Origin of the sequence: Paenibacillus sp. LjRoot56, assembly GCF_964253335.1 — a bacterium.
Lineage (GTDB): Bacteria > Bacillota > Bacilli > Paenibacillales > NBRC-103111 > Paenibacillus_E > Paenibacillus_E allorhizoplanae.
In genome coordinates this window covers 827,501-847,179 of sequence record NZ_CAXURV020000003.1, presented here as the reverse complement: position 1 = coordinate 847,179, position 19,679 = coordinate 827,501, and the positions used below count along the sequence as shown (strand labels likewise).

The window sequence follows — 19,679 nt, the reverse complement described above, 5'->3', positions numbered from 1 at the left end:
TCTATTACATCATAAGCTAAAATAGAAGGAAAGTCATCTGATCACATGATCACTTACAAAAGCATTAAGAATTATTAAGGAATGTAGCATACTAAGTAAGCGCTCAAAGGGAGGATTCTTCATGCTCGATAATCAAGTTAGACAACAATTACAGGCCATTGTAGGCGAAGCCTTTTATAAAGATGATATGGAATCACTAGTTACCCATTCCTATGATGGGACACCGATGCTCCAGTCCTTACCTGACGGTGTGATCTATCCGAAAGATACTGCACAGGTTTCAGGTATTATGAAGGTGTTGAATGAGCATCGCATTCCCCTGATCAGCAGGGGTTCGGGTACGAATTTGTGTGGAGGTACTGTACCTGTACAAGGTGGGATCGTCATGGTTATGCATCGTATGAATGCGATTCTAGATATCGATCTGCAGAATCTGACAGCCACCGTGCAACCGGGGATCATTACGAAGCAATTCATCGAGCATATTGAGGGATTAGGCTTATTTTATCCACCAGATCCAAGTTCGATGGCGATTTCCACGATTGGTGGCAATATTGCAGAGTGTTCAGGCGGTCTTCGCGGTTTAAAATATGGCACCACCAAAGACTACGTGATCGGCCTTGAGTGTGTCCTTGCATCAGGTGAAATTATGCGTACCGGTGGCAAGCTGATGAAGGATGTAGCCGGGTATGATTTAACGAAGCTGCTGGTCGGCTCTGAGGGTACACTTGCAGTTATTACAGAAGCTACCCTTAAACTGATTCCTCCTCCAAAAGCGAAGAAAACAATGTTGGCGATGTACAAGGATTTATACGGCGCGGCGCGCACCGTTTCCAAAATCATCGAGAATCGCATCATTCCAGCAACCCTGGAATTCATGGATAATCCAACAATTCGTGTTGTAGATGATTTTGCAAACCTTGGACTTCCGTTGGATATGGCTGCTATTTTGCTTATTGAACAAGATGGCGAGCCAGAGATGGTTGAGCGTGACATTGCCCTCATCTCTGAGATTTGCAGGGAGGAGCAAGCAGATGAAGTCAGCATCGCGAGCACACAAGAGGAAGCGCTGAAGCTACTAACAGCAAGACGTAGCGCGTTTACTGCTCTTGCTCGCTTACGTCCGACGACGATACTTGAGGATGCCACTGTACCTCGCTCCAAGATCGCGGAGATGGTTCTAGAAATCAATCGAATAGCTACCAAGCATGATGTTCAAATTTGCACATTCGGTCATGCAGGAGATGGCAATCTACACCCTACCGCAACAACCGACGCAAGAGATCATGATGAAGTTCATCGTGTGGAAGCTGCGTTTGAAGAGATTTTTGAGGCAGCAATTCAATTAGGCGGAACTATTACAGGTGAACATGGTGTTGGGTTAGTGAAAGCACCATTCTTGGAATGGAAAGTAGGAAGCAGCGGGATCGCCATGATGAAGGGGATTAAGGATGCTTTCGATCCGAACCATATTTTAAATCCAGGTAAAATGTTTGCCAAAGAATCCAGACGCAGGGTGGTGATTGATCGTGTCTAAGGGCCAAGGAACAACACTTCAGGAAACGTTAATGCAGAAACTGGACTACGACCAATTAACCAATTGCATGCGTTGTGGGTTCTGCCTGCCAGCTTGTCCGACATTTAAAGAAACAGGGATTGAGGCGGAATCCCCGCGCGGCCGTATCTCTCTAATGAAAGCAGCAGTGGATGGTCTCATGGAGCCAGGGATACGATTCGAAGATCAGATGAACCACTGCTTGGGTTGCCGCGCGTGTGAGCCGGCCTGCCCAGCAGATGTGAAATATGGCCAATTAATCGAACAGGCACGCGATGCCATTGAAGTGCATACGACCCAGCATAGATGGTGGGTAAAAGGTGTGCGGAAGCTCGTATTCAAAGAGCTATTTCCATCCCAACAGAGAATGCAGCTGCTCGGGACAGGGCTTCATTTTTACAAAATGTCGGGTATCCAAAAGTTAGTTAGAAAAACCGGTGTAGTCGGTCTATTCTCGAAGCATATGGCTACGATGGAGAAAATACTTCCGGATGCTTCAGGCAAGGGAATTGTTGAACGGCTTGGTACGTTTATACCAGCAAAAGGCAAAAAGCTTGGCACTGTAGGGATGTTCCGTGGATGTTTGATGGATGTGTTATTCACTGAAACGAATATTAGTACGGTGAAGCTTTTGACCGAGGCTGGTTTCGATGTCGTCATTCCTGAATCGCAGAACTGCTGCGGGGCTCTTCACGCCCATAGTGGAGAAACAGATCAAGCGAAGCAAATGGCCAAAAGTAACATTCGCGCTTTCCAAGAGGCAGGAGTCGATTACATTATTTCGAACGCAGGAGGTTGTGGAGCGATTCTTGTTGAGTACGATCATCTGCTTCATGATGAGGATGAGTGGAAGGAAGCCTCCACTTGGTTCGCCAAACGTGTGAAGGATATCAGCTCCATTCTGGTGGAGAAAGGGCGACCTCTTCGTTTTGCCGAAACGCTATCACAACAAGGTCCAACACGTGTCACGTACCAAGAGTCCTGTCATCTTCGCAACGTAATGAAGGGCAGCCAACCAACGAAGCAATTACTGCAAAGGGTTAGTAACACCGCGTATATCGAAATGAAGGATTCTGGTTCATGCTGTGGATCCGCGGGTATTTATAATATGACTCAGCCCGACATGGCCAATCAAATCTTAGAGCATAAGATGGAAAATGTGAATGCAACAATAGCATCCTACGTGGTCACGAGCAATCCAGGATGCTTACTGCAAATGAAGTTAGGTATTGATAAACATGGGCAAACCGGGCATATGGAAGCAGTTCATATTGCAGACTTCCTCTACGATCGGTTAGTGAAGCAAGATTAGAATGAACGGAAGGATTTTCGAGCCGCAGCGGGCGTAATGCCAAGCACTCTTTTGAACATCGCATGAAAATGAGGTAAACTCTCAAAACCGCACATGTCCGCGATTGTACCGACACTAGCATCACTTTCTTGAAGCAGCTGTTTGGCACGGATGATGCGCTTAGTTATGAGATAGGTACTAATATTCATGCCAATGAACTGTTTAAATACCCTGCTGAAATGAGCGGGCGTGACGGAAACTTGTTTTGAGAGTGCTTGGAGTCCGATATCTTCACAGAAATGCTGATCAATATAGAGTATGATTTCTCGCATCCAAATAGGGCCGACAAGCGTGTCCAATTTGGGTGACTTGATGTCTGTGGTCATTTCACGCTGGATTGTAAGCAGCAATTGAAGCAAATGAATAAGGATAGATTGGCATTTACCAATGGTTGGCTGTTTAAATTCGTTTTCAATAACATCCAAAAGTAATTCTAGATGCTGACTCTGTGGTAAGCGCATCTCGAACTTATAGTTACGAAGTGTCGCGGCTTGTTCAAAGCATTGTAAATAGGAGAAGTCATCTCCTAAAGAGGGCAACTGTACGATACTTGGAGAGAAGTAAATCGCAGTGGACGTCACAGGGGACTCTTTATCTGGTGTCGCTCGATGAATCGTATTCCCTGGAATAAGAAAGAGATCACCTTGTTTCATTTCATAGAAGGTATGATCGATAAAAAAAGTGCCACGCCCCCGATACACATAGACAATTTCGTACCAGTCATGGAAATGGTCAGGAAGCTCGCTAAGCGAGCTTTTTGTATTTTTATGGGCAAAAGACAAGGGGAAGGCGTCATGATTATCGAAAATTTTACGAATAGGATCCACAATAACCACTCCATTCTTCTACAAGATAGTTTGATAATATCAAAAAACCGTATAGTTATGCTAGATATCGATATTTCATATCGGAAAATTAATGATAAAATAAAAGAAAGCGATATCAAATTAGTGTGAAGGATAAGGAGAATCGTCATGCGCATCGATGCACATCAGCATTATTGGAAGATCGACCGAAGGGATTATGGATGGATTACTCCAGCACTTCCTGTGTTAAATCGTGATTATTTACCAAATGATTTGGTGCCACATCTGGGGCAATTCAACTTTGATAAGAGCATAGTGGTTCAAGCTGCGCCAACTTTAGAAGAAACCGATTATTTACTAGCTTTAAGTGAAAGCACGGATTCGATCGCCGGCGTTGTTGGATGGCTTGATTTGGACGATCCTGATTATCTTATTCACTATAAAAAAAGCAGTCAGCATCCGAACTATCTAGGCTTTAGGGTTATGATTCAGGAGCTGCCTGATGCACGTGTTATTCTTCAACCCCATTTTGTGGACGCCTTGCGATATTTCGCTAAGGAAGATGTACCCGTTGATTTGCTCGTCCTTGCTCATCAATTAGAACCTGTCATCGAGCTGTTGGAACTGGTTCCGGGTTTGCGAGCGGTCATTGATCATATTGCGAAGCCGTCGATTGCTGAAGGTGTGATTGAACCCTGGAAAAGCCAAATGGCGGCTATTGCGAAGCACCCCAGTCTATATTGTAAGGTTTCAGGTATGGTGACTGAAGCCAACCATTCTGATTGGAAGCAGGAAGATTTTACGGTGTATGTCCAGCATATTTTGGAGATTTTTGGAACGGAGCGTGTGATGTTCGGAAGTGATTGGCCAGTCTGTCTACTCGCGGCTGAGTATGAGGACGTTGTCGATGTTGTGAATCAATCCTTGCCAGAAAGCTGGTCGGAAAAGGATAAAGCTCGCTTATTCGGTCTAAATGCAATGGAGTTCTATAAATTATGAAATATCGCAATAAGAATGTTCGAGTGTTGGAGGAGGGTAAACATGAAAGCGATCGTCTGTGAACAAATCGAGCATTTGAAGTATGTTGAGGTAGAGGAACCAACTGTAGGTGTGGGAGAAGCACTCGTTCGCATTCAGCGAATCGGTATATGTGGGACGGATTTGCATGCGTTTAAAGGGAATCAGCCTTTCTTTAGCTATCCGCGTATTCTAGGGCATGAGCTGGCAGGGTATGTAGAGGAGCTTGGTGAGGGAGTAACGGATGTGGCAGTTGGGGATCTTGTAAGCGTCGTTCCCTATATGCATTGTGGGCAATGTATTGCTTGCCGCAATGGCAAAACAAATTGCTGCACAGACATGAAAGTGCTTGGCGTACATAAGGATGGAGGCATGGTAGAACGTCTAGCTCTCCCTGTGAGTCATCTAATCAAAGCCGAGGGGTTATCTCTTGATCAAGCTGCAATGCTAGAACCACTTAGCATTGGTGCACATGCGGTGCGAAGATCAGAGTTGCGCGCGGGGGAAACTGCGTTAGTTATCGGAGCAGGTCCGATTGGGCTTGGGGTTATGATATTGGCGAAGCAGCTTGGCGCTAATGTTATAGCGATGGATATTAATGAGGAGCGATTAGCATTTTGCCGGGAATGGGCAGGCGTCGATCAGACCGTGAATGCGCTCCAGCTTCCGAAGGAAAAACTTGCAGAGCTTACGAATGGCGAATTTCCTACCGTCGTCTTCGATGCAACAGGGAATGCCAGGTCGATGACGGATGCTTTCGGTCTTGTCGCTCATGGCGGTAAACTTGTTTACGTCGGACTAGTGAAGGCAGATATTGCTTTTCATGACCCTGATTTCCACAAGAGGGAGCTGACGTTAATGGGGAGCCGTAATGCGACCATGGAGGATTTTGATACGGTGCGAAGTGCATTTAAGTCGGGAAGCATCGACATTGAGCGGTATATCACGCATCGTACCTCCTTCGAGGAAATGGTGGAGCAATTCGAAACGTGGCTGAAGCCGGAGTCGAAGGTGATTAAGGCGATGGTTTGTTTGTAAAAAGGGGACACACTCGGTGGAAGCTGAGTGTGTTTTTTCGGCTACATTACCCCGGATTCTCTAACTCAGCTACAAATGCAGCAGCAGCAGTCGAGAGCGGCATGTTCTTCAACGTGATAATTCCTATTTTGGTTGAGGGGATCGTCGCCTCAAGATTGACCTCAAATAAACTACCCTCTGCTAATTCTCTGGCGACAAACTCCTTCGTAACAAAGGAAACGCCGAAACCAATCTTAGCAAATTCAATGAGTAAGTCCACACTGCCCAGCTCAATCTCCGGCTCCAAAAGTAAGCCGTTATCACTGAACAAACGAGTGACGAATTTCCTGGAGGAGCTATTACTAGAAAATAAGATAATTGGATAGGCGAGAAGTTCTGCCAACGTAACCTTGCCCTCAGACAGTTCGCGGTACTTGGGTCCCGTTACGAAGCAGTCCTGAATGGTGATACCCTCACGAACCTGAAGCTGATCATCATGAATAGGTGTTCTCACAATACCGATGTCGATTTTGCCTTCTTTTAAATTTTTTACAATCTCCGGTGTCGTCCCGTGAACCAGATTAATCTGGATATGCGGATATTGGACGTGAAACGATTCCAGAAAGGGCAGCAAATAGTGCTTGCATAAGGAATCACTGCCGCCGATTTTGATTTCTCCGCTAGAGAAATTTCGCAGCTCACTGAGCTTTTCCTCCGCTAGGGAAATGAAGTTGTAGGCTTGTTCAATATAGGAGTATAGGATTGCGCCCTCTTTGGTTAGATCAACGCCTTTAGACGTACGAGCAAACAAAGGAAGCCCTAGGCTTTCCTCCAATAATTTGATGGAGTGAGAGACACTGGGCTGCGTGATATACAGCTCTTTGGCAGCTTTGGACAGGCTTCCGGATTTCGCTGTTAAATAAAATACTTTATACAATTCGAAATTAACCATATAGACACCTTCTATAGCGAGTATTGAAACTATCAATTATTTGAATGCACCATCTCCTCTTATAATAAAGAGATAAGGTAACAAAAACAACCATATAGATGGAGGCGTATCTCATTGAATGGAACAACAGTTGGAATTGAAGAATTAAGCATTAATGCGATTAGAACGCTTACAATTGATGCTGTCGAGAAAGCTGCAATGGGTCACCCAGGCATGCCGATGGGCGCGGCGCCAATGGCGTATGCGCTATGGACACGCCATTTGAAGCACAATCCAGTTAGCCCGAAATGGGCGGATCGTGATCGTTTCGTCTTGTCTGCAGGGCATGGCTCCATGTTGCTTTACAGCTTGCTTCACCTAAGTGGGTATGATGTATCTTTGGACGATATCAAGGAATTCCGCCAATGGGGAAGCCGCACACCTGGGCATCCAGAGTACGGTCATACAGCTGGTGTAGAAGCTACGACAGGTCCGCTTGGTCAAGGTGTTGCCATGGCTGTTGGTATGGCGATGGCTGAAGCGCATCAAGCTTCCGTATATAATAAACCGAATTTCCCAGTTGTTGACCATTTCACTTATGCAATTTGTGGAGATGGCGACTTGATGGAAGGTGTATCCTCTGAAGCAGCTTCTTTAGCTGGACATCTAAAATTAGGTAAACTTGTCGTCCTCTACGATTCCAACGATATTTCGCTCGATGGTGACTTGAACATGTCGTTCTCCGAGAACGTCAAGATGCGTTTCGAGTCTTACGGCTGGCAATACCTCCGCGTGGAGGAGCAGAACAACGTCAACGCCATCTCTGCGGCGATCGCAGAGGGCAAGGCGGATCTCAATCGCCCAACGCTGATTGAGATCAAAACAACCATCGGCTTCGGCTCGCCGAACAAAGCCGGCAAGGGCGGCCACGGCGGCACGCATGGCTCGCCGCTGGGCAAAGACGAGCTGCTTCTGACGAAGCAAGCTCTGGGCTGGCCCCTCGAGCCGGACTTCTACGTCCCGGCTGAGGTTTACACCCACTTCGCCCACCACAAGCAGGTGGGGGCTCAAACAGAAGCAGCCTGGGAGCAGCTGTGGAACAACTACCAGGCTGCTTACCCCGAGCTCGCTAAGCAGTTCGAGCTCGCGAACAGCGGCGACCTTCCGGCGGATTGGAACGCCGATGTGCCGCGCTACACCCCAGAAAGCGGCGCCATCTCGACGCGTACCGCATCTGGCAAAGTGATTAACGGCTTGGCGAAGCGGGTACCTCATCTAGTAGGCGGCTCTGCCGACCTAGCGAGCTCCAACTTCACTATGATCGGCGATGCTGCGGCATTCAGCGCAGCCGATTACAGCGGACGCAACTTCTGGTTCGGCGTCCGGGAATTCGCCATGGGCGCAGCGCTGAACGGCATGCTGCTTCACGGCGGACTGCGTGCTTTCGGCGGCACGTTCCTCGTGTTCAGCGATTACTTGCGCGGTGCGATTCGCCTATCCGCGTTGATGAAGATCCCGGTTGCGTACGTCTTCACGCATGACAGCATCGCTGTCGGTGAAGATGGCCCGACGCATCAGCCGATTGAACAGATCCCATCCCTGCGGATGATTCCGGATCTGACGTTGTTCCGTCCTGCGGACGCGAATGAAACAGCTGCGGCGTGGGAGTACGTCCTTCAAGCGAAGGAAGGTCCGTTCGTATTCGCACTTTCCCGTCAAAATCTACCGGTGCTTCCAGGTACGGATAAGCTTGCTTTTGATCATATTCATCAAGGGGCTTACGTTCTATCTGATGTTGCTTCTGGCGAGACTACGGACATTCAACTCATTGCGACTGGCTCAGAAGTGAGCTTAGCACTTGACGTGAAGAAGCAGTTGGCGCAAGATGGAATTGGAGCTCGTGTTATTTCCATGCCAAGCCGTGAATTATTTGAGCAGCAGCCAGAAGAGGTACGGAATGCAATTATTTTACCTCACGTTCGTAAGAATGTTGTGATGGAAATGGCTTATCCGGCTGGATGGGAAGAAATTACGGGACAAGAAGGCTTCGTTGTCGGCATCCGCAAGTTCGGAGCATCAGCGAAAGCAGATCGCGTAATTCGTGAATATGGCTTTACCGCAGAAGCAATCGTTGGGCAAATCAGACAGAAGTATTTCCAATAAGCACCCATAGCGGGAGAAAAGGTAGGGATACAGGATGAAATTGTTTATCGACACAGCGAATGTAGAAGAAATTCGTAAAGCGCACGCGTTAGGTGTAGTTGCAGGTGTAACTACAAACCCTTCATTGATTGCAAAAGAAGGAAGAGACTTTTTTGAAACAGTGAAAGAAATCATCTCTATCGTTGGTGATGTTCCGATCAGTGCTGAGGTTGTTTCCTTAAAAGCAGAAGAAATGGTTGAGCAAGGTAAGAAGCTTGCGGCATTAAGCCCGAATGTTGTTATTAAGCTGCCAATGACATTGGATGGTCTGCAAGCAACAAGCGTGTTCAGATCACTTGGCATTCCAACGAATGTAACGTTGATTTTCAGCTCAACCCAAGCTTTGCTAGCTGCACGTGCGGGTGCAACGTATGTTTCTCCGTTCATCGGGCGTTTGGATGATATCAACCAAGTTGGTATGAACTTAATCAAAGAAATCAGCCAGATTTTCCAAGTACACGGCATCAAATCCGAAATTATTTCTGCGAGTGTACGTCACTCTGCTCATGTCATTGAAGCAGCGCTTGCGGGATCACATATTGCGACAGTCCCTTATAAAGTGATAGAATCAATGAGTAAACACCCGCTGACAGATGCGGGGATCGAGAAGTTCCTTGCTGATTGGGAAGGCGCTAATCAAGAAAAGTTCTAAACAAGAGATGACTCGCCCTATGGGGCGGGTCTTTTTAAAAGGAGAAAATAGCGATGATTATCAGCGATGTAAAGCATTTTGAGCAAGAACGGCATTTATGGCCAGCAGCTGTAGCACGAGGTATCGACTACATTTTGAATCGGAATTTGGGAGAGCTAGAGGTAGGACGGTATGATTTAGAGGGCGATAATGGCCACTTGATGTATGCCAATGTGCAAGAATCCGTGACGCGTCCTAGGGAAGATCAAATGCCTGAGTCGCACGTCGTGTATACGGATATTCAGTTTTTGGTGAGCGGGGAGGAGCGTTTATGCTTCTACAAGCTGACTGATGAGGCAATTATTGTGGATAACAAGTTTGAGACACATGATGTCGCTTTCTACGAATCCCAACACGCATTGCCTGAAACGGATATTTTGCTCAAACCTGGTATGTTTGCCGTATGCTTCCCATCAGATATTCATCGGCCTAATTGCCTCATTACAGAATCAACGACGAATAAGAAGATTGTGATCAAAATCCATAAGGATCTATTGCATCTTTAGGTGGAAAAGTCTGCTCAAGCCAATTTACTTGGCTAGGCAGACTTTTTGTTTAAGCTTTTGTTTAGGTTTTACTAGCCATCATTCTAGCTTGTTTCCATTTCCCGAAACGGTAATAAAGCAGGTTCAAAGTGGCAGCAACGCTAAAGCTGACAGGGAAACTCCACCAAATCACATCGAAGCCATATTTGTGCGATAGCACGGTGGCAAGTGGGATACGAACGAGTAACAGTGCAACGAATGCAACGATAAGAGGGAACACCACAGATCCCGCAGATCGAACGACACCAGCTACGACATTGAAGACGCCGAAAATAATGAAAGACCAAAGCGTAATATTGTTAATATGAACGCCAATATCAATCGCCTTTCCTTCAGGTGGCAGGAAGAACGAGACGACTTCCCGATTGAACAGGTGCAAAACGGCTACAATCAATCCAGTCATCAAGATATTAACGCCTACGCCTGTCCAGGTAATCCGGTTGACACGATCCCATTTCCCAGCACCGATATTTTGCGCAGCCATCGAGGTTACAGCTCCACCAATAGCCATAGCGGGCATTTGGACGTAACTTGATATTTGCATTGCCACACCGAAAGCTGCGGTGGATTCTGAGCCATAGGCATTCACGAGATGAACCAGCATCAGATTACTTAGAGAAACCACGACCATATTTAAGCCCATGGGCAGCCCTTTTTGTATCAGTGTTCGAATAATCGTCCAATTGATTCGTAGCAAAGGAATGTCCTCTTTGGTAATTCGAAGAAAATACTTCTTCTTATACAAGTAAGCAATGAGGAGCACGAAGCTCACTAGTTGCGCGATAAAAGTCGCTACGGCGGAGCCGGCGATCCCCATTTTCGGGAATGGCCCCATCCCTTGAATCAGCAAAGGATTGAGTGCGACATCGAGGATTGCTGATAAAAGTAAGAAGTAAAACGGGGTTTTAGCATCCCCCGAGCCACGCAAAATGGCCATAATTAAATTATAGCCGAACATGAACGGAACACCTGCGAACATAATTCGCGTATACGTCACAGCAAACTCTTTGACATCAGGCGGAGTATTCATCCAGTCTAGGATCGTGGAGGAGAAGATCCATCCCAGTAAGGCGACGATTATGGATAAAACGAGGAAGAAGACTGTGCTTGTTCCGACTACTTTCTTGGCCTCTTGAACTTTCTTAGCTCCAAGATTTTGACCGATAAGGATGACTGCAGCCATGGCAATCCCGAAGATGGAACTAATTAAGAAGAACATGATAATGTTCGCATTCGATGTTGCTGCAAGGGCGACTTCACCTAGATATTTCCCGATCCAAATCGTATTGATCGACCCGTTCAAGGATTGTAGAACGTTCCCTAATAGTATGGGAAGTGAAAATAAGATCAATGTTTTCGTAATCGGGCCTTCAGTTAAAGTAGGACGAGCTTTTTGGGATGATGATGACTCCGTCATGATTTCCTCCGTAAATTTCACTTGTTCGATAGAATAGTTTTCTCACTACTATATCAGTTTCATGCTTCTTTCTGAAATTTTACGAAGTGATGCGTCTAGCGTCGGATCCAACGATCGAATAAGAACGGACCGAATGGAATAAATGCCGCAATGAAAGCTGCGAGTACGCGTCCAAAGGACCAACGATGTTGAAAAATGACCCAGGCAATCGATAGCAGATAGAGCGCAAATAGAAATCCATGAGCAAGCCCTACGACAAAAACAGCTTGCGGCAAATCGAACGCGTATTTAAGTGGCATGGCGATACCAAGTAGAATGAGAAAAGAGGAACCCTCTGCCCAGCCGACATAGCGCAAGGCTTGTAAAGAACGTTGTAACATAGTAAGCAACTCCTTTTATGGATGAAAGTAAATTCATCCTAAGCTAGGAATATGAATGGAGTATGAACAAGAGATGTCAATTGGACACAATCTAGTTTTTTTAGTACGATAGGCAATAGAACGTATTCCATGCATTCATAGACTCATTTGAGAGTTATATATAGGTAGGGGGAAAGCAGATGCTTCGTCTTGGCGAGAAAATTATCTTCATTGCTGATCGTTTAGAACAGAATCTGCCTATTGGCGGATATGGCTATTTAATTGCGTATGACCGAAATAACGATAACATTTTCGATTATGTCGTACGTGTCCCTAAAGAGAACAAACATTACTATGTGACTGCAACCGATATTGAGCTGGAAGAAGTGCTTCTGCAGCAAGAGGCGGAGCAAGTCGAGAGAGAAGCTTTAATAGATTATGCTCTCGCAACGAACAATGAAGCCTTGTTCCGTAAAATAATGAATGGCGAGTCCGCCACAGAGCCAGAGAAGGAAAGGGACAAGGAAGTACAGTCCCGTGAAGAATTCATCAAACAAATCGGGCTGAAAGCTTGGATTTAACCATAGAGAGCGTCGGTGGACATGCACCGTCGCTTTTTTCATACAGCATGCTTAATCCTTATTCTGGATTGAGTTCGCAAAATATCTGGGATATAATGAAAAGAATGACTAAATGCTGATACAAGGGGTGCAGAATACGTGAGCATAACGAAGAAAGATGTCGATCATGTCGCTAAGCTGGCTAGACTCGATCTCAATGATACCGAAAAAGATCTATTTACAGATCAGCTTAATGCTATTTTAAAATATGCCGAGCAGCTCAATCAATTAAACACCGAAGGTGTTGTACCAACTAGCCATGCCATGCCATTAGTAAATGTCATGCGTGAGGATGTTGCAAAGCCGTCTTTGCCAATTGAAAAAGTCATGCTGAATGCCCCAGATCATGAGGATGGGCAGTTCAAGGTTCCAGCTGTTTTAGAATAAGTTAGAGATGAAAGGGAGTGCCTGTCGTTGTCTTTGTTTGAATTAAACCTACAACAAATCCATGCGAAACTGCAAAGCAAAGAACTCAAAGTTTCGGATCTCGTGGATCAATCCTATACAAGAATTGGGCAAGTGGAGAGCAAGGTTCGCGCTTTCCTTACATTAGATGAAGAGAATGCACGTCAGACGGCTGCTAAGTTGGACGAGCAGCTATTAAGCAATGCTACACGCAGTGATGTATTCGGTTTGCCAATCGGAATCAAGGATAATATGGTAACCGAAGGTTTGAAAACAACCTGCGCAAGCAAATTCTTATCCAATCATATTCCGATTTATGATGCGACAGTCGTGAGCAAGCTCAAGGAAGCACAAGCGGTTACCATCGGCAAGCTCAACATGGATGAGTTTGCGATGGGTGGCTCCAACGAGAACTCCGCGTTCCACCCAACCCACAATCCGTGGAACACGGATTATGTGCCAGGCGGTTCCAGCGGTGGCTCGGCAGCGGCAGTCGCTGCAGGCGAAGTATACTTCGCGCTGGGCTCCGACACCGGTGGCTCGATTCGCCAACCGGCGGCGTACTGCGGTATCGTCGGTCTGAAGCCGACGTACGGACTCGTGTCCCGCTATGGTTTGGTCGCTTTCGCGTCCTCCCTCGACCAAATCGGGCCGCTTACGAAGAACGTAGAAGATGCTGCGTACGCGATGCAAGCTATCGCAGGCTACGACCCGAAAGACTCCACTTCAGCGAATGTGGAGATCCCGAACTATCTCAGCGCATTGACAGGTGATGTCAAAGGACTGCGCATTGGGGTACCCAAAGAATACATGGGTAAAGGAATCGACCCCGCTGTAAAAGAGAAAATTCTTGAAGCGCTCAAAGTACTTGAAGGTCTTGGCGCTGTATGGGAAGAAGTAACGCTTCCGCATTCCGAGTATGCGGTAGCAACGTATTACTTGCTGGCTTCCTCCGAGGCTTCTTCCAACTTGGCACGCTTTGACGGCATCCGTTATGGTGTTCGTTCAGATAATGCACGCAATCTGTTGGATCTCTATAATCTATCCCGCAGTGAAGGCTTTGGTCCTGAGGTTAAACGTCGGATCATGCTTGGCACCTACGCACTGAGCTCAGGCTACTATGATGCGTATTACCTGAAAGCCCAACAAGTACGCACACTGATCAAGCAAGACTTTGATCAAGTGTTTAACAACTATGACATCATCATCGGGCCAACGGCACCAACGACAGCTTTCAAAATCGGCGAGCAGAGCAGTGATCCACTCACGATGTATTTGAATGATATCATGACGATCCCGGTCAGTTTGGCAGGTATTCCTGCAATTAGCGTACCATGCGGATTCGTGAATGAACTTCCGGTTGGCTTGCAAATTATCGGCAAAGCATTGGATGAAGCTACCGTTTTGCGTGTAGCCCACGCTTTCGAACAGCACACAGACCACCACAAGCAGCGCCCGCAATTGTAAGTTATTAACGAAGGAGGCATTCACTTTGTCGGCAACAGATACCCAATTTGAAACCGTAGTCGGTCTTGAAGTTCACGTAGAGCTTCATACCGCTTCCAAAATATTTTGTAGTTGTGCAACCTCATTCGGAGCACCTCCGAATACGAATACATGTCCTGTATGCTTAGGCCATCCAGGCGTCCTGCCAGTTCTTAACCGCCAAGCGGTCGAGTATGCGATGAAAGCGGCAATGGCGCTCAATTGCACAATCGCAACGGACAGTAAATTTGATCGCAAAAATTACTTTTACCCTGACTCACCCGATGCTTATCAAACGTCGCAATATGATAAACCGATCGGCGAGCATGGCTGGGTCGATATCGAAGTTGGAGGAGTTACCAAACGTATCGGAGTCACGCGTGTCCACTTGGAAGAGGATGCAGGTAAGCTGACGCATATTGATGGCGGCTATGCTTCTCTCGTTGACTTAAATCGTGCAGGAACCCCGTTGATCGAGATCGTATCCGAACCTGATCTGCGCTCACCCGAGGAGGCTCGTGCTTACCTTGAGAAAATTAGAGCGATCATGATCTACTGTGATGTGTCCGATGTGAAAATGGAAGAAGGCTCGCTTCGTTGTGACGCGAATATTTCCATCCGGCCGTTCGGGCAAGAGAAATTCGGCACACGTGCCGAACTTAAGAACATGAACTCCTTCCGTGGGGTGCAGCGTGGCCTTGAGTATGAAGAGTACCGCCAAGCCGAGATTCTGAGAAGCGGGGAAGAAGTCATTCAAGAAACTCGCCGTTGGGATGAAGCGCAAGGTAGAACTCTCGCCATGCGCGGCAAAGAAGATGCGCACGATTATCGTTATTTCCCAGATCCGGATCTGGTTAGTCTCTACATTGATGATGCTTGGAAAGCACGTGTGCAAGCTTCGATTCCAGAATTGCCAGATGCCCGTAAAGCAAGATACAGCAATGAGTATGGATTGCCTAGCTATGATGCAGCTGTTATCACGGCTTCCATGCAAATGGCTGACTTCTTTGAGGAAAGCTTGAAGTATACGCAAGATGCCAAAGCTGTCTCGAACTGGATCATGGGTGATTTGCTTGGTTATCTGAACGCCAATTCCCTTGAATTTACCGATGCCAAAGTTACAGGCAAAGGGCTAGGCGAAATGATTGGTTTAATCGAGAAAGGCACGATTTCCAATAAGATTGCCAAAACGGTGTTTAAAGAAATGATCGAAACCGGTAAAGAGCCGCAGAAGATCGTTGAAGAGCAAGGTCTTGTTCAAATCAGTGACGAAGGTGCTATCAAAGCAATTGTCGAGCAAGTAGTTGAGAATAGCCCGCAATCCGTTGCAGATTTCAAAGCTGGTAAGGAAAAAGCCGTAGGCTTCCTTGTTGGACAAGTCATGAAAGAAACCAAAGGTAAAGCGAATCCAGGACTCGTCAATAAATTAATTGTGGAGTGCCTGAACAGCAAATGATAAGTTAAAAGTGGTGATCCTCTTAGCAGGGCACTACTTTTTTCAATTTTCGATGTAGGAGTGATTGCACTGTCCATCCAGAAACTAGTTTTACAAACGAATGAAGAAATCTTGACCCTGCTTGCGCTTCAAATCGCTTCTTACCGTGTAGAGGCTGAACTGATCGGTTTTGATGATATCCCTCCTTTGAAGGATGGTATTCAGTCGATACGCGAAGCGAAGGAAACCTTTTATGGATTCTTTGTCGATGATCATGAGGGACGTTCACTCGCAGGCGCCATTTCATTTGAGCGAGAGGGTTGTATTGTGACGATTTGCCGTATGATGGTTCATCCCAATTTTTTCCGCAGGGGGATTGCTAGCGCCCTTTTACAGCATATAATGAAAGAACAAGAGCAGGCAGGAGCGGCTCGATTTATCGTATCCACTGGAACTGCGAATTTACCGGCAATACGTCTCTATGAGGGGTATGGTTTTATCCTAAAACGTGTCTTTACTGTTCCTCCTGGAGTTAGTCTAACAACTTTTGAGCGTCCTGCCACAGGTCACTAGTGTCAAATCTAGTCTCCAATCACCTGCTACTTGATAATGTTTTTGATTTGATATAAAAAGGGAGCGTTTACATGGGGAATCCTTGGGTTATTGATCAGCTACATATCACAATTAGACTAGTATTAGCGCTTTTCCTTGGTGGCTTGATTGGATTTGAAAGAGAAGTTAGCTCTCATGCAGCAGGGCTCCGGACACACATTTTGGTATGTGTTGGCTCAGCGCTCGTGATGCTGCTTTCAATGTACGGTTTTAGCGCGTTTGTGAATGAAGTTAATGTGCGTATTGATCCATCCCGTTTGGCGGCTCAGGTCATCAGTGGAATTGGTTTTCTAGGTGCGGGGACGATTATGTTCAATGGAAGATCAATTACGGGACTTACGACGGCAGCATCGCTATGGGTCGTTGCGGGAATTGGTCTTGCGATTGGAGCGGGTTTTTATTATCCAGCTGTCTTAGTTTGCTTCATGGTATTAATATCCTTATTTATTCTAAATAAAGTAGAGCATAAGTATTTCAATGGGAAAAAAGTACGTATTTTAAAAATCCAAGCAATTGATCAACCAGGTACCCTTGGGTTAATTACTACAATCCTAGGTAAACGTAAGATAGATATTAAGCAAATTAAACTTGAAGAATCAGAAGACCGCAGTAAGGATAATCATGTTCAAATTACGTTTCATGTAACTATACCAAAGCCATCCGTTATTGGATTAGTACTCGAAGAAACCAATCAAATTCAAGGGGTAACTGGTGTGGCCATCGAAAATAGTAAAAATTGAAGGTTTGTTTCCATGAACCATCATTGACAAAAGTCGAAGAACACACGTACAATATAATGTAAGGTTTTAATGACTAAATCAGGTGGTGAGTACCATGGCAGCACATTTAGAACAGGCTTTAGCAAAGTTGAAAACAACAGGTGTTCGGATGACGCCCCAGCGGTATGCGATTCTTTCCTTTTTGCTGGATTCCATGACTCATCCGACAGCGGATGATATTTACAAATCTTTAGAATCGAAATTTCCTAACATGAGCGTTGCGACTGTTTACAATAATCTTAAAGTATTTATCGAATCGGGACTTGTTCGGGAATTAACTTATGGGGACAGCTCGAGTCGTTTTGATGCGGATATGACAGATCATTATCATGCGGTTTGTGAGGTATGCGGGAAGATTTCTGATTTTGAATACCCTCCACTGTCAGACATCAAGACAACAGCAGCGTTGCATACAGGTTTCCAAGTTGGCGGTTATCGATTGGAGATTTATGGTGTGTGCCCGGATTGTACGGTTACTACCAAGCATTAACTATACGCAAAATTCCTCATTATGTGGTTTCCTGTTGTATAATGAAACGTGTTCAGCCCTTCCTTTGTGAAGAGTGGACACGTTTTTTCTTTTTTATCCTTACCCAATTGCACATAAGGAAGTGAAGTGTTGAAATCATCCAAAAAAGTAATACTGATTAGCGCATTGTGTTTAGGGATGTTCGCGGCAGGCGCGGGAACATTTCTGATCCAACAGCTAGCACCCAATCGAACGCATGTTGAGCCGGATTTCCACGAACTGACAAAGCCGATTTTTTATGAAGGCAATTATTATAAATCAAGTGCGATTGGAGAGAAGGAAGGTCTGAAGCTTCCGCTGGATTTCGTTCAGAAATGGATCGATCCGACCATAATATATGAAAAAAGCAGTGATTCCGTCATCATAACCACCAAAGATAAAGTGATGCGAATGAAGACGACGGAGCTTTCAGCACTCATGAATGAGAAACCAATTTCTTTATCCTTTCCCGTCGAGAAGAAAGAAGATACCATGTACTTGCCTGTTGAACCTCTGAAGCAGCTGTATGCATTTGAAATAAGGGAATCAACAAAGTCAGGTGCAATCTTGCTCTTCAAACAAGGCGATGTTATCAAGTGGGGGAACCATACAGGGAAGAAAGAGACTCAATTAAGAACGGAAGCTACAATCAAGGCACCGATAGTTGCGACGATTGCTGTGAACGAACAGGTCATGATTACGGGGCTTGAAGAAGATTGGTACAAAGTGCAGCTAGAGAGCGGACCGATTGGCTTCGTTCGCAAGAGTGAAATCACGGAGGATCATGACGAAACGATACCGCTGCAAGAGCAGTCAGTATCCACCTATGTGCCTTGGAAACCTATAACCGGTAAGTTAAATATGACCTGGGAACATGTCATTACGAAGAACCCAGATACCTCCAAGATCGACGAGATGCCTGGTTTACAAGTGATAAGTCCGACTTGGTTCTCTGTCGCAGATAGCGAGGGGCGCATTAGTAACTTAGCAGATGCCTCTTATGTTAAATGGGCTCACGACCGTAATTACCAAGTATGGGCGTTATTTAGTAATGGCTTCGATGCGGATCGCACGACTAAGGTACTAGCAAACTATGATCTACGAATGAAAATGATTAAACAACTTCTCGGCTTTGCCCAGACTTACAAGCTACAGGGTATAAATATCGATTTTGAAAATGTTTATCTCAAGGATAAAGAGAACCTGGTACAATTCGTGCGAGAAATGACTCCTTTTATGCATGAGCAAGGTTTATCGGTTTCCATCGATGTAACACCCAAATCAACCAATGAAATGTGGTCTGTTTTTTACGATCGTCCAGCTCTAGCAGAGGTCGTCGATTATATGATGTTGATGGCCTATGACGAGTACTGGGCAACGAGTCCGAAGTCTGGGTCGGTATCTTCCTTGCCATGGGTGGAGAGGTCCGTTACAGCGCTTCTAACGACGGATAAAATCCCGCCATCTAAGCTTGTCCTCGGCGTGCCATTCTATACACGACAATGGACTGAAGAAACGAAGAACGGTAAATTAACCGCAACATCCAAAACATTAACCATGGAAGCCGCACAAACCATCATTAAGGATAAAAAGCTAACTCCTACATTTTTAGCGGATACAGGTCAAAATTATGTGGAATACAAAGACGGAAGCAAGTTAATTCGTATTTGGCTGGAAGATGAAGTTTCAATTAAAGCTAGGTTGGCTTTGGTTGATAAATATAATCTAGCCGGTGTGGCCACTTGGAGAAGAGGTTTTGAGAAGCCTGCAATTTGGGATGTGTTGAAGGATAACTTGCCTATCTTAAAATAAGAAGAAAGCCGAACCCTATTAATGGGCTCGGCTTTCTTACTATTAGTGAGGCTTGTGCTCATGCTCGCGACTTGGCTCAAAGTGAGCCGTTTGTGTAGCCGCCGTTTCATTTTCACCAACTGGCTCATACTG

The 19,679-nt window shown here is 45.7% G+C and carries 20 protein-coding genes (1 of these 20 cut by a window edge); 15 read left to right on the top strand and 5 right to left on the bottom strand.

All coding sequences use genetic code 11. From position 1 onward, the window contains the following. Positions 1 to 121 precede the first annotated feature (121 nt). Both ACSQ8O_RS22890 and ACSQ8O_RS22885 read left to right on the top strand, forming a co-directional pair. Positions 122 to 1,537: an FAD-linked oxidase C-terminal domain-containing protein gene (locus tag ACSQ8O_RS22890; protein ID WP_436243491.1), complete on the top strand. Its 1,416-nt coding sequence runs from the start codon at positions 122 to 124 to the stop codon at positions 1,535 to 1,537. Between the two features lie 31 nt (positions 1,538 to 1,568). Next, positions 1,569 to 2,867: a (Fe-S)-binding protein gene (locus ACSQ8O_RS22885; protein WP_436243934.1), complete on the top strand. Its 1,299-nt coding sequence runs from the start codon at positions 1,569 to 1,571 to the stop codon at positions 2,865 to 2,867. Here the strand turns inward: ACSQ8O_RS22885 and ACSQ8O_RS22880 are convergent. Further along, complete coding sequence (locus ACSQ8O_RS22880; protein ID WP_436243490.1) at positions 2,864 to 3,733, bottom strand: helix-turn-helix domain-containing protein; 870 nt, start codon at positions 3,731 to 3,733, stop codon at positions 2,864 to 2,866. The genes ACSQ8O_RS22885 and ACSQ8O_RS22880 overlap by 4 nt on opposite strands. Positions 3,734 to 3,880: 147 nt before the next feature. On the opposite strand from ACSQ8O_RS22880, the gene ACSQ8O_RS22875 reads away from it, so the two are divergent. Both ACSQ8O_RS22875 and ACSQ8O_RS22870 read left to right on the top strand, forming a co-directional pair. Next, entirely contained in the window at positions 3,881 to 4,711 is an 831-nt protein-coding gene (locus ACSQ8O_RS22875) for an amidohydrolase family protein (protein ID WP_436243489.1), read from the top strand. A gap of 42 nt (positions 4,712 to 4,753) precedes the next feature. Then, positions 4,754 to 5,767: a zinc-binding alcohol dehydrogenase family protein gene (locus ACSQ8O_RS22870; protein WP_436243488.1), complete on the top strand. Its 1,014-nt coding sequence runs from the start codon at positions 4,754 to 4,756 to the stop codon at positions 5,765 to 5,767. Between the two features lie 46 nt (positions 5,768 to 5,813). Here the strand turns inward: ACSQ8O_RS22870 and ACSQ8O_RS22865 are convergent, their stop codons facing one another. Then, complete coding sequence (locus ACSQ8O_RS22865; RefSeq protein WP_436243487.1) at positions 5,814 to 6,698, bottom strand: LysR family transcriptional regulator; 885 nt, start codon at positions 6,696 to 6,698, stop codon at positions 5,814 to 5,816. Between the two features lie 114 nt (positions 6,699 to 6,812). Here ACSQ8O_RS22865 and tkt point away from each other — a divergent pair, with 114 nt between their 5' ends. From tkt to ACSQ8O_RS22850, 3 genes are read left to right on the top strand one after another with little or no spacing between them, the layout of a single operon-like run. Continuing rightward, positions 6,813 to 8,840, top strand: a complete 2,028-nt coding sequence (gene tkt, locus ACSQ8O_RS22860) for a transketolase (RefSeq protein ID WP_436243486.1) — start codon at positions 6,813 to 6,815, stop codon at positions 8,838 to 8,840. A 34-nt stretch (positions 8,841 to 8,874) separates the two neighbouring features. Next, the gene (gene fsa, locus ACSQ8O_RS22855) at positions 8,875 to 9,531 is read left to right on the top strand and encodes a fructose-6-phosphate aldolase (RefSeq protein WP_057314236.1); all 657 of its coding nucleotides are present in this window, start codon (positions 8,875 to 8,877) and stop codon (positions 9,529 to 9,531) included. 53 nt (positions 9,532 to 9,584) lie between these two features. Beyond that, positions 9,585 to 10,076 carry a YhcH/YjgK/YiaL family protein gene (locus ACSQ8O_RS22850; protein WP_436243485.1) on the top strand — a complete coding sequence of 164 codons (492 nt, stop codon included), beginning with the start codon at positions 9,585 to 9,587 and terminating at the stop codon, positions 10,074 to 10,076. 61 nt (positions 10,077 to 10,137) lie between these two features. Here ACSQ8O_RS22850 and ACSQ8O_RS22845 read toward each other — a convergent pair whose 3' ends face one another. After that, a complete protein-coding gene (locus ACSQ8O_RS22845) occupies positions 10,138 to 11,532 on the bottom strand; it encodes an MATE family efflux transporter (RefSeq protein WP_436243484.1) in 1,395 nt (464 codons plus the stop codon). Positions 11,533 to 11,627: 95 nt separating this feature from the next. Continuing rightward, positions 11,628 to 11,912, bottom strand: coding sequence for a DUF3817 domain-containing protein (locus ACSQ8O_RS22840; protein ID WP_436243483.1), 285 nt, complete (start codon positions 11,910 to 11,912; stop codon positions 11,628 to 11,630). A gap of 179 nt (positions 11,913 to 12,091) precedes the next feature. Between ACSQ8O_RS22840 and ACSQ8O_RS22835 the strand changes: the two genes are divergently transcribed. The 8 genes from ACSQ8O_RS22835 (at position 12,092) to ACSQ8O_RS22800 (ending at position 19,547) form a co-directional block, all read left to right on the top strand. Beyond that, complete coding sequence (locus ACSQ8O_RS22835) at positions 12,092 to 12,472, top strand: ATPase (protein WP_171636363.1); 381 nt, start codon at positions 12,092 to 12,094, stop codon at positions 12,470 to 12,472. 138 nt (positions 12,473 to 12,610) lie between these two features. Then, complete coding sequence (gatC, locus tag ACSQ8O_RS22830) at positions 12,611 to 12,898, top strand: Asp-tRNA(Asn)/Glu-tRNA(Gln) amidotransferase subunit GatC (RefSeq protein WP_056620610.1); 288 nt, start codon at positions 12,611 to 12,613, stop codon at positions 12,896 to 12,898. 27 nt (positions 12,899 to 12,925) lie between these two features. Next, entirely contained in the window at positions 12,926 to 14,383 is a 1,458-nt protein-coding gene (gene gatA / locus ACSQ8O_RS22825) for an Asp-tRNA(Asn)/Glu-tRNA(Gln) amidotransferase subunit GatA (RefSeq protein ID WP_436243482.1), read from the top strand. A 25-nt stretch (positions 14,384 to 14,408) separates the two neighbouring features. Further along, positions 14,409 to 15,857, top strand: coding sequence for an Asp-tRNA(Asn)/Glu-tRNA(Gln) amidotransferase subunit GatB (gene gatB / locus ACSQ8O_RS22820; RefSeq protein ID WP_436243481.1), 1,449 nt, complete (start codon positions 14,409 to 14,411; stop codon positions 15,855 to 15,857). A 60-nt stretch (positions 15,858 to 15,917) separates the two neighbouring features. After that, entirely contained in the window at positions 15,918 to 16,409 is a 492-nt protein-coding gene (locus tag ACSQ8O_RS22815) for a GNAT family N-acetyltransferase (RefSeq protein ID WP_436243480.1), read from the top strand. Between the two features lie 71 nt (positions 16,410 to 16,480). Further along, positions 16,481 to 17,188, top strand: coding sequence for an MgtC/SapB family protein (locus ACSQ8O_RS22810; RefSeq protein ID WP_436243479.1), 708 nt, complete (start codon positions 16,481 to 16,483; stop codon positions 17,186 to 17,188). A 94-nt stretch (positions 17,189 to 17,282) separates the two neighbouring features. Beyond that, positions 17,283 to 17,717: a peroxide-responsive transcriptional repressor PerR gene (gene perR / locus ACSQ8O_RS22805; protein WP_436243478.1), complete on the top strand. Its 435-nt coding sequence runs from the start codon at positions 17,283 to 17,285 to the stop codon at positions 17,715 to 17,717. Positions 17,718 to 17,846: 129 nt separating this feature from the next. Then, positions 17,847 to 19,547, top strand: a complete 1,701-nt coding sequence (locus ACSQ8O_RS22800; RefSeq protein WP_436243477.1) for a glycosyl hydrolase family 18 protein — start codon at positions 17,847 to 17,849, stop codon at positions 19,545 to 19,547. Between the two features lie 42 nt (positions 19,548 to 19,589). On the opposite strand, the gene ACSQ8O_RS22795 is transcribed toward ACSQ8O_RS22800, so the two are convergent. Then, positions 19,590 to 19,679, bottom strand: partial view of a YgzB family protein gene (locus ACSQ8O_RS22795; protein ID WP_173121572.1) — the 3' end only. The gene runs 315 nt beyond the window's last position; the window shows 90 of its 405 coding nt (coding positions 316-405); its start codon lies off the right edge, out of view — the gene reads right to left on this strand; the stop codon is at positions 19,590 to 19,592.

Bases quoted from the DNA above. Each gene is read 5' to 3' on its own strand.
- ACSQ8O_RS22890 (WP_436243491.1), top strand. From the start codon at position 122: ATGCTCGATAATCAAGTTAGACAACAATTACAGGCCATTGTAGGCGAA.
- ACSQ8O_RS22885 (WP_436243934.1), top strand. From the start codon at position 1,569: ATGCAGAAACTGGACTACGACCAATTAACCAATTGCATGCGTTGTGGG.
- ACSQ8O_RS22875 (WP_436243489.1), top strand. From the start codon at position 3,881: ATGCGCATCGATGCACATCAGCATTATTGGAAGATCGACCGAAGGGAT.
- ACSQ8O_RS22870 (WP_436243488.1), top strand. From the start codon at position 4,754: ATGAAAGCGATCGTCTGTGAACAAATCGAGCATTTGAAGTATGTTGAG.
- ACSQ8O_RS22865 (WP_436243487.1), bottom strand. From the start codon at position 6,698: ATGGTTAATTTCGAATTGTATAAAGTATTTTATTTAACAGCGAAATCC.
- fsa (WP_057314236.1), top strand. From the start codon at position 8,875: ATGAAATTGTTTATCGACACAGCGAATGTAGAAGAAATTCGTAAAGCG.
- ACSQ8O_RS22850 (WP_436243485.1), top strand. From the start codon at position 9,585: ATGATTATCAGCGATGTAAAGCATTTTGAGCAAGAACGGCATTTATGG.
- ACSQ8O_RS22845 (WP_436243484.1), bottom strand. From the start codon at position 11,532: ATGACGGAGTCATCATCATCCCAAAAAGCTCGTCCTACTTTAACTGAA.
- ACSQ8O_RS22840 (WP_436243483.1), bottom strand. From the start codon at position 11,912: ATGTTACAACGTTCTTTACAAGCCTTGCGCTATGTCGGCTGGGCAGAG.
- ACSQ8O_RS22835 (WP_171636363.1), top strand. From the start codon at position 12,092: ATGCTTCGTCTTGGCGAGAAAATTATCTTCATTGCTGATCGTTTAGAA.
- ACSQ8O_RS22810 (WP_436243479.1), top strand. From the start codon at position 16,481: ATGGGGAATCCTTGGGTTATTGATCAGCTACATATCACAATTAGACTA.
- perR (WP_436243478.1), top strand. From the start codon at position 17,283: ATGGCAGCACATTTAGAACAGGCTTTAGCAAAGTTGAAAACAACAGGT.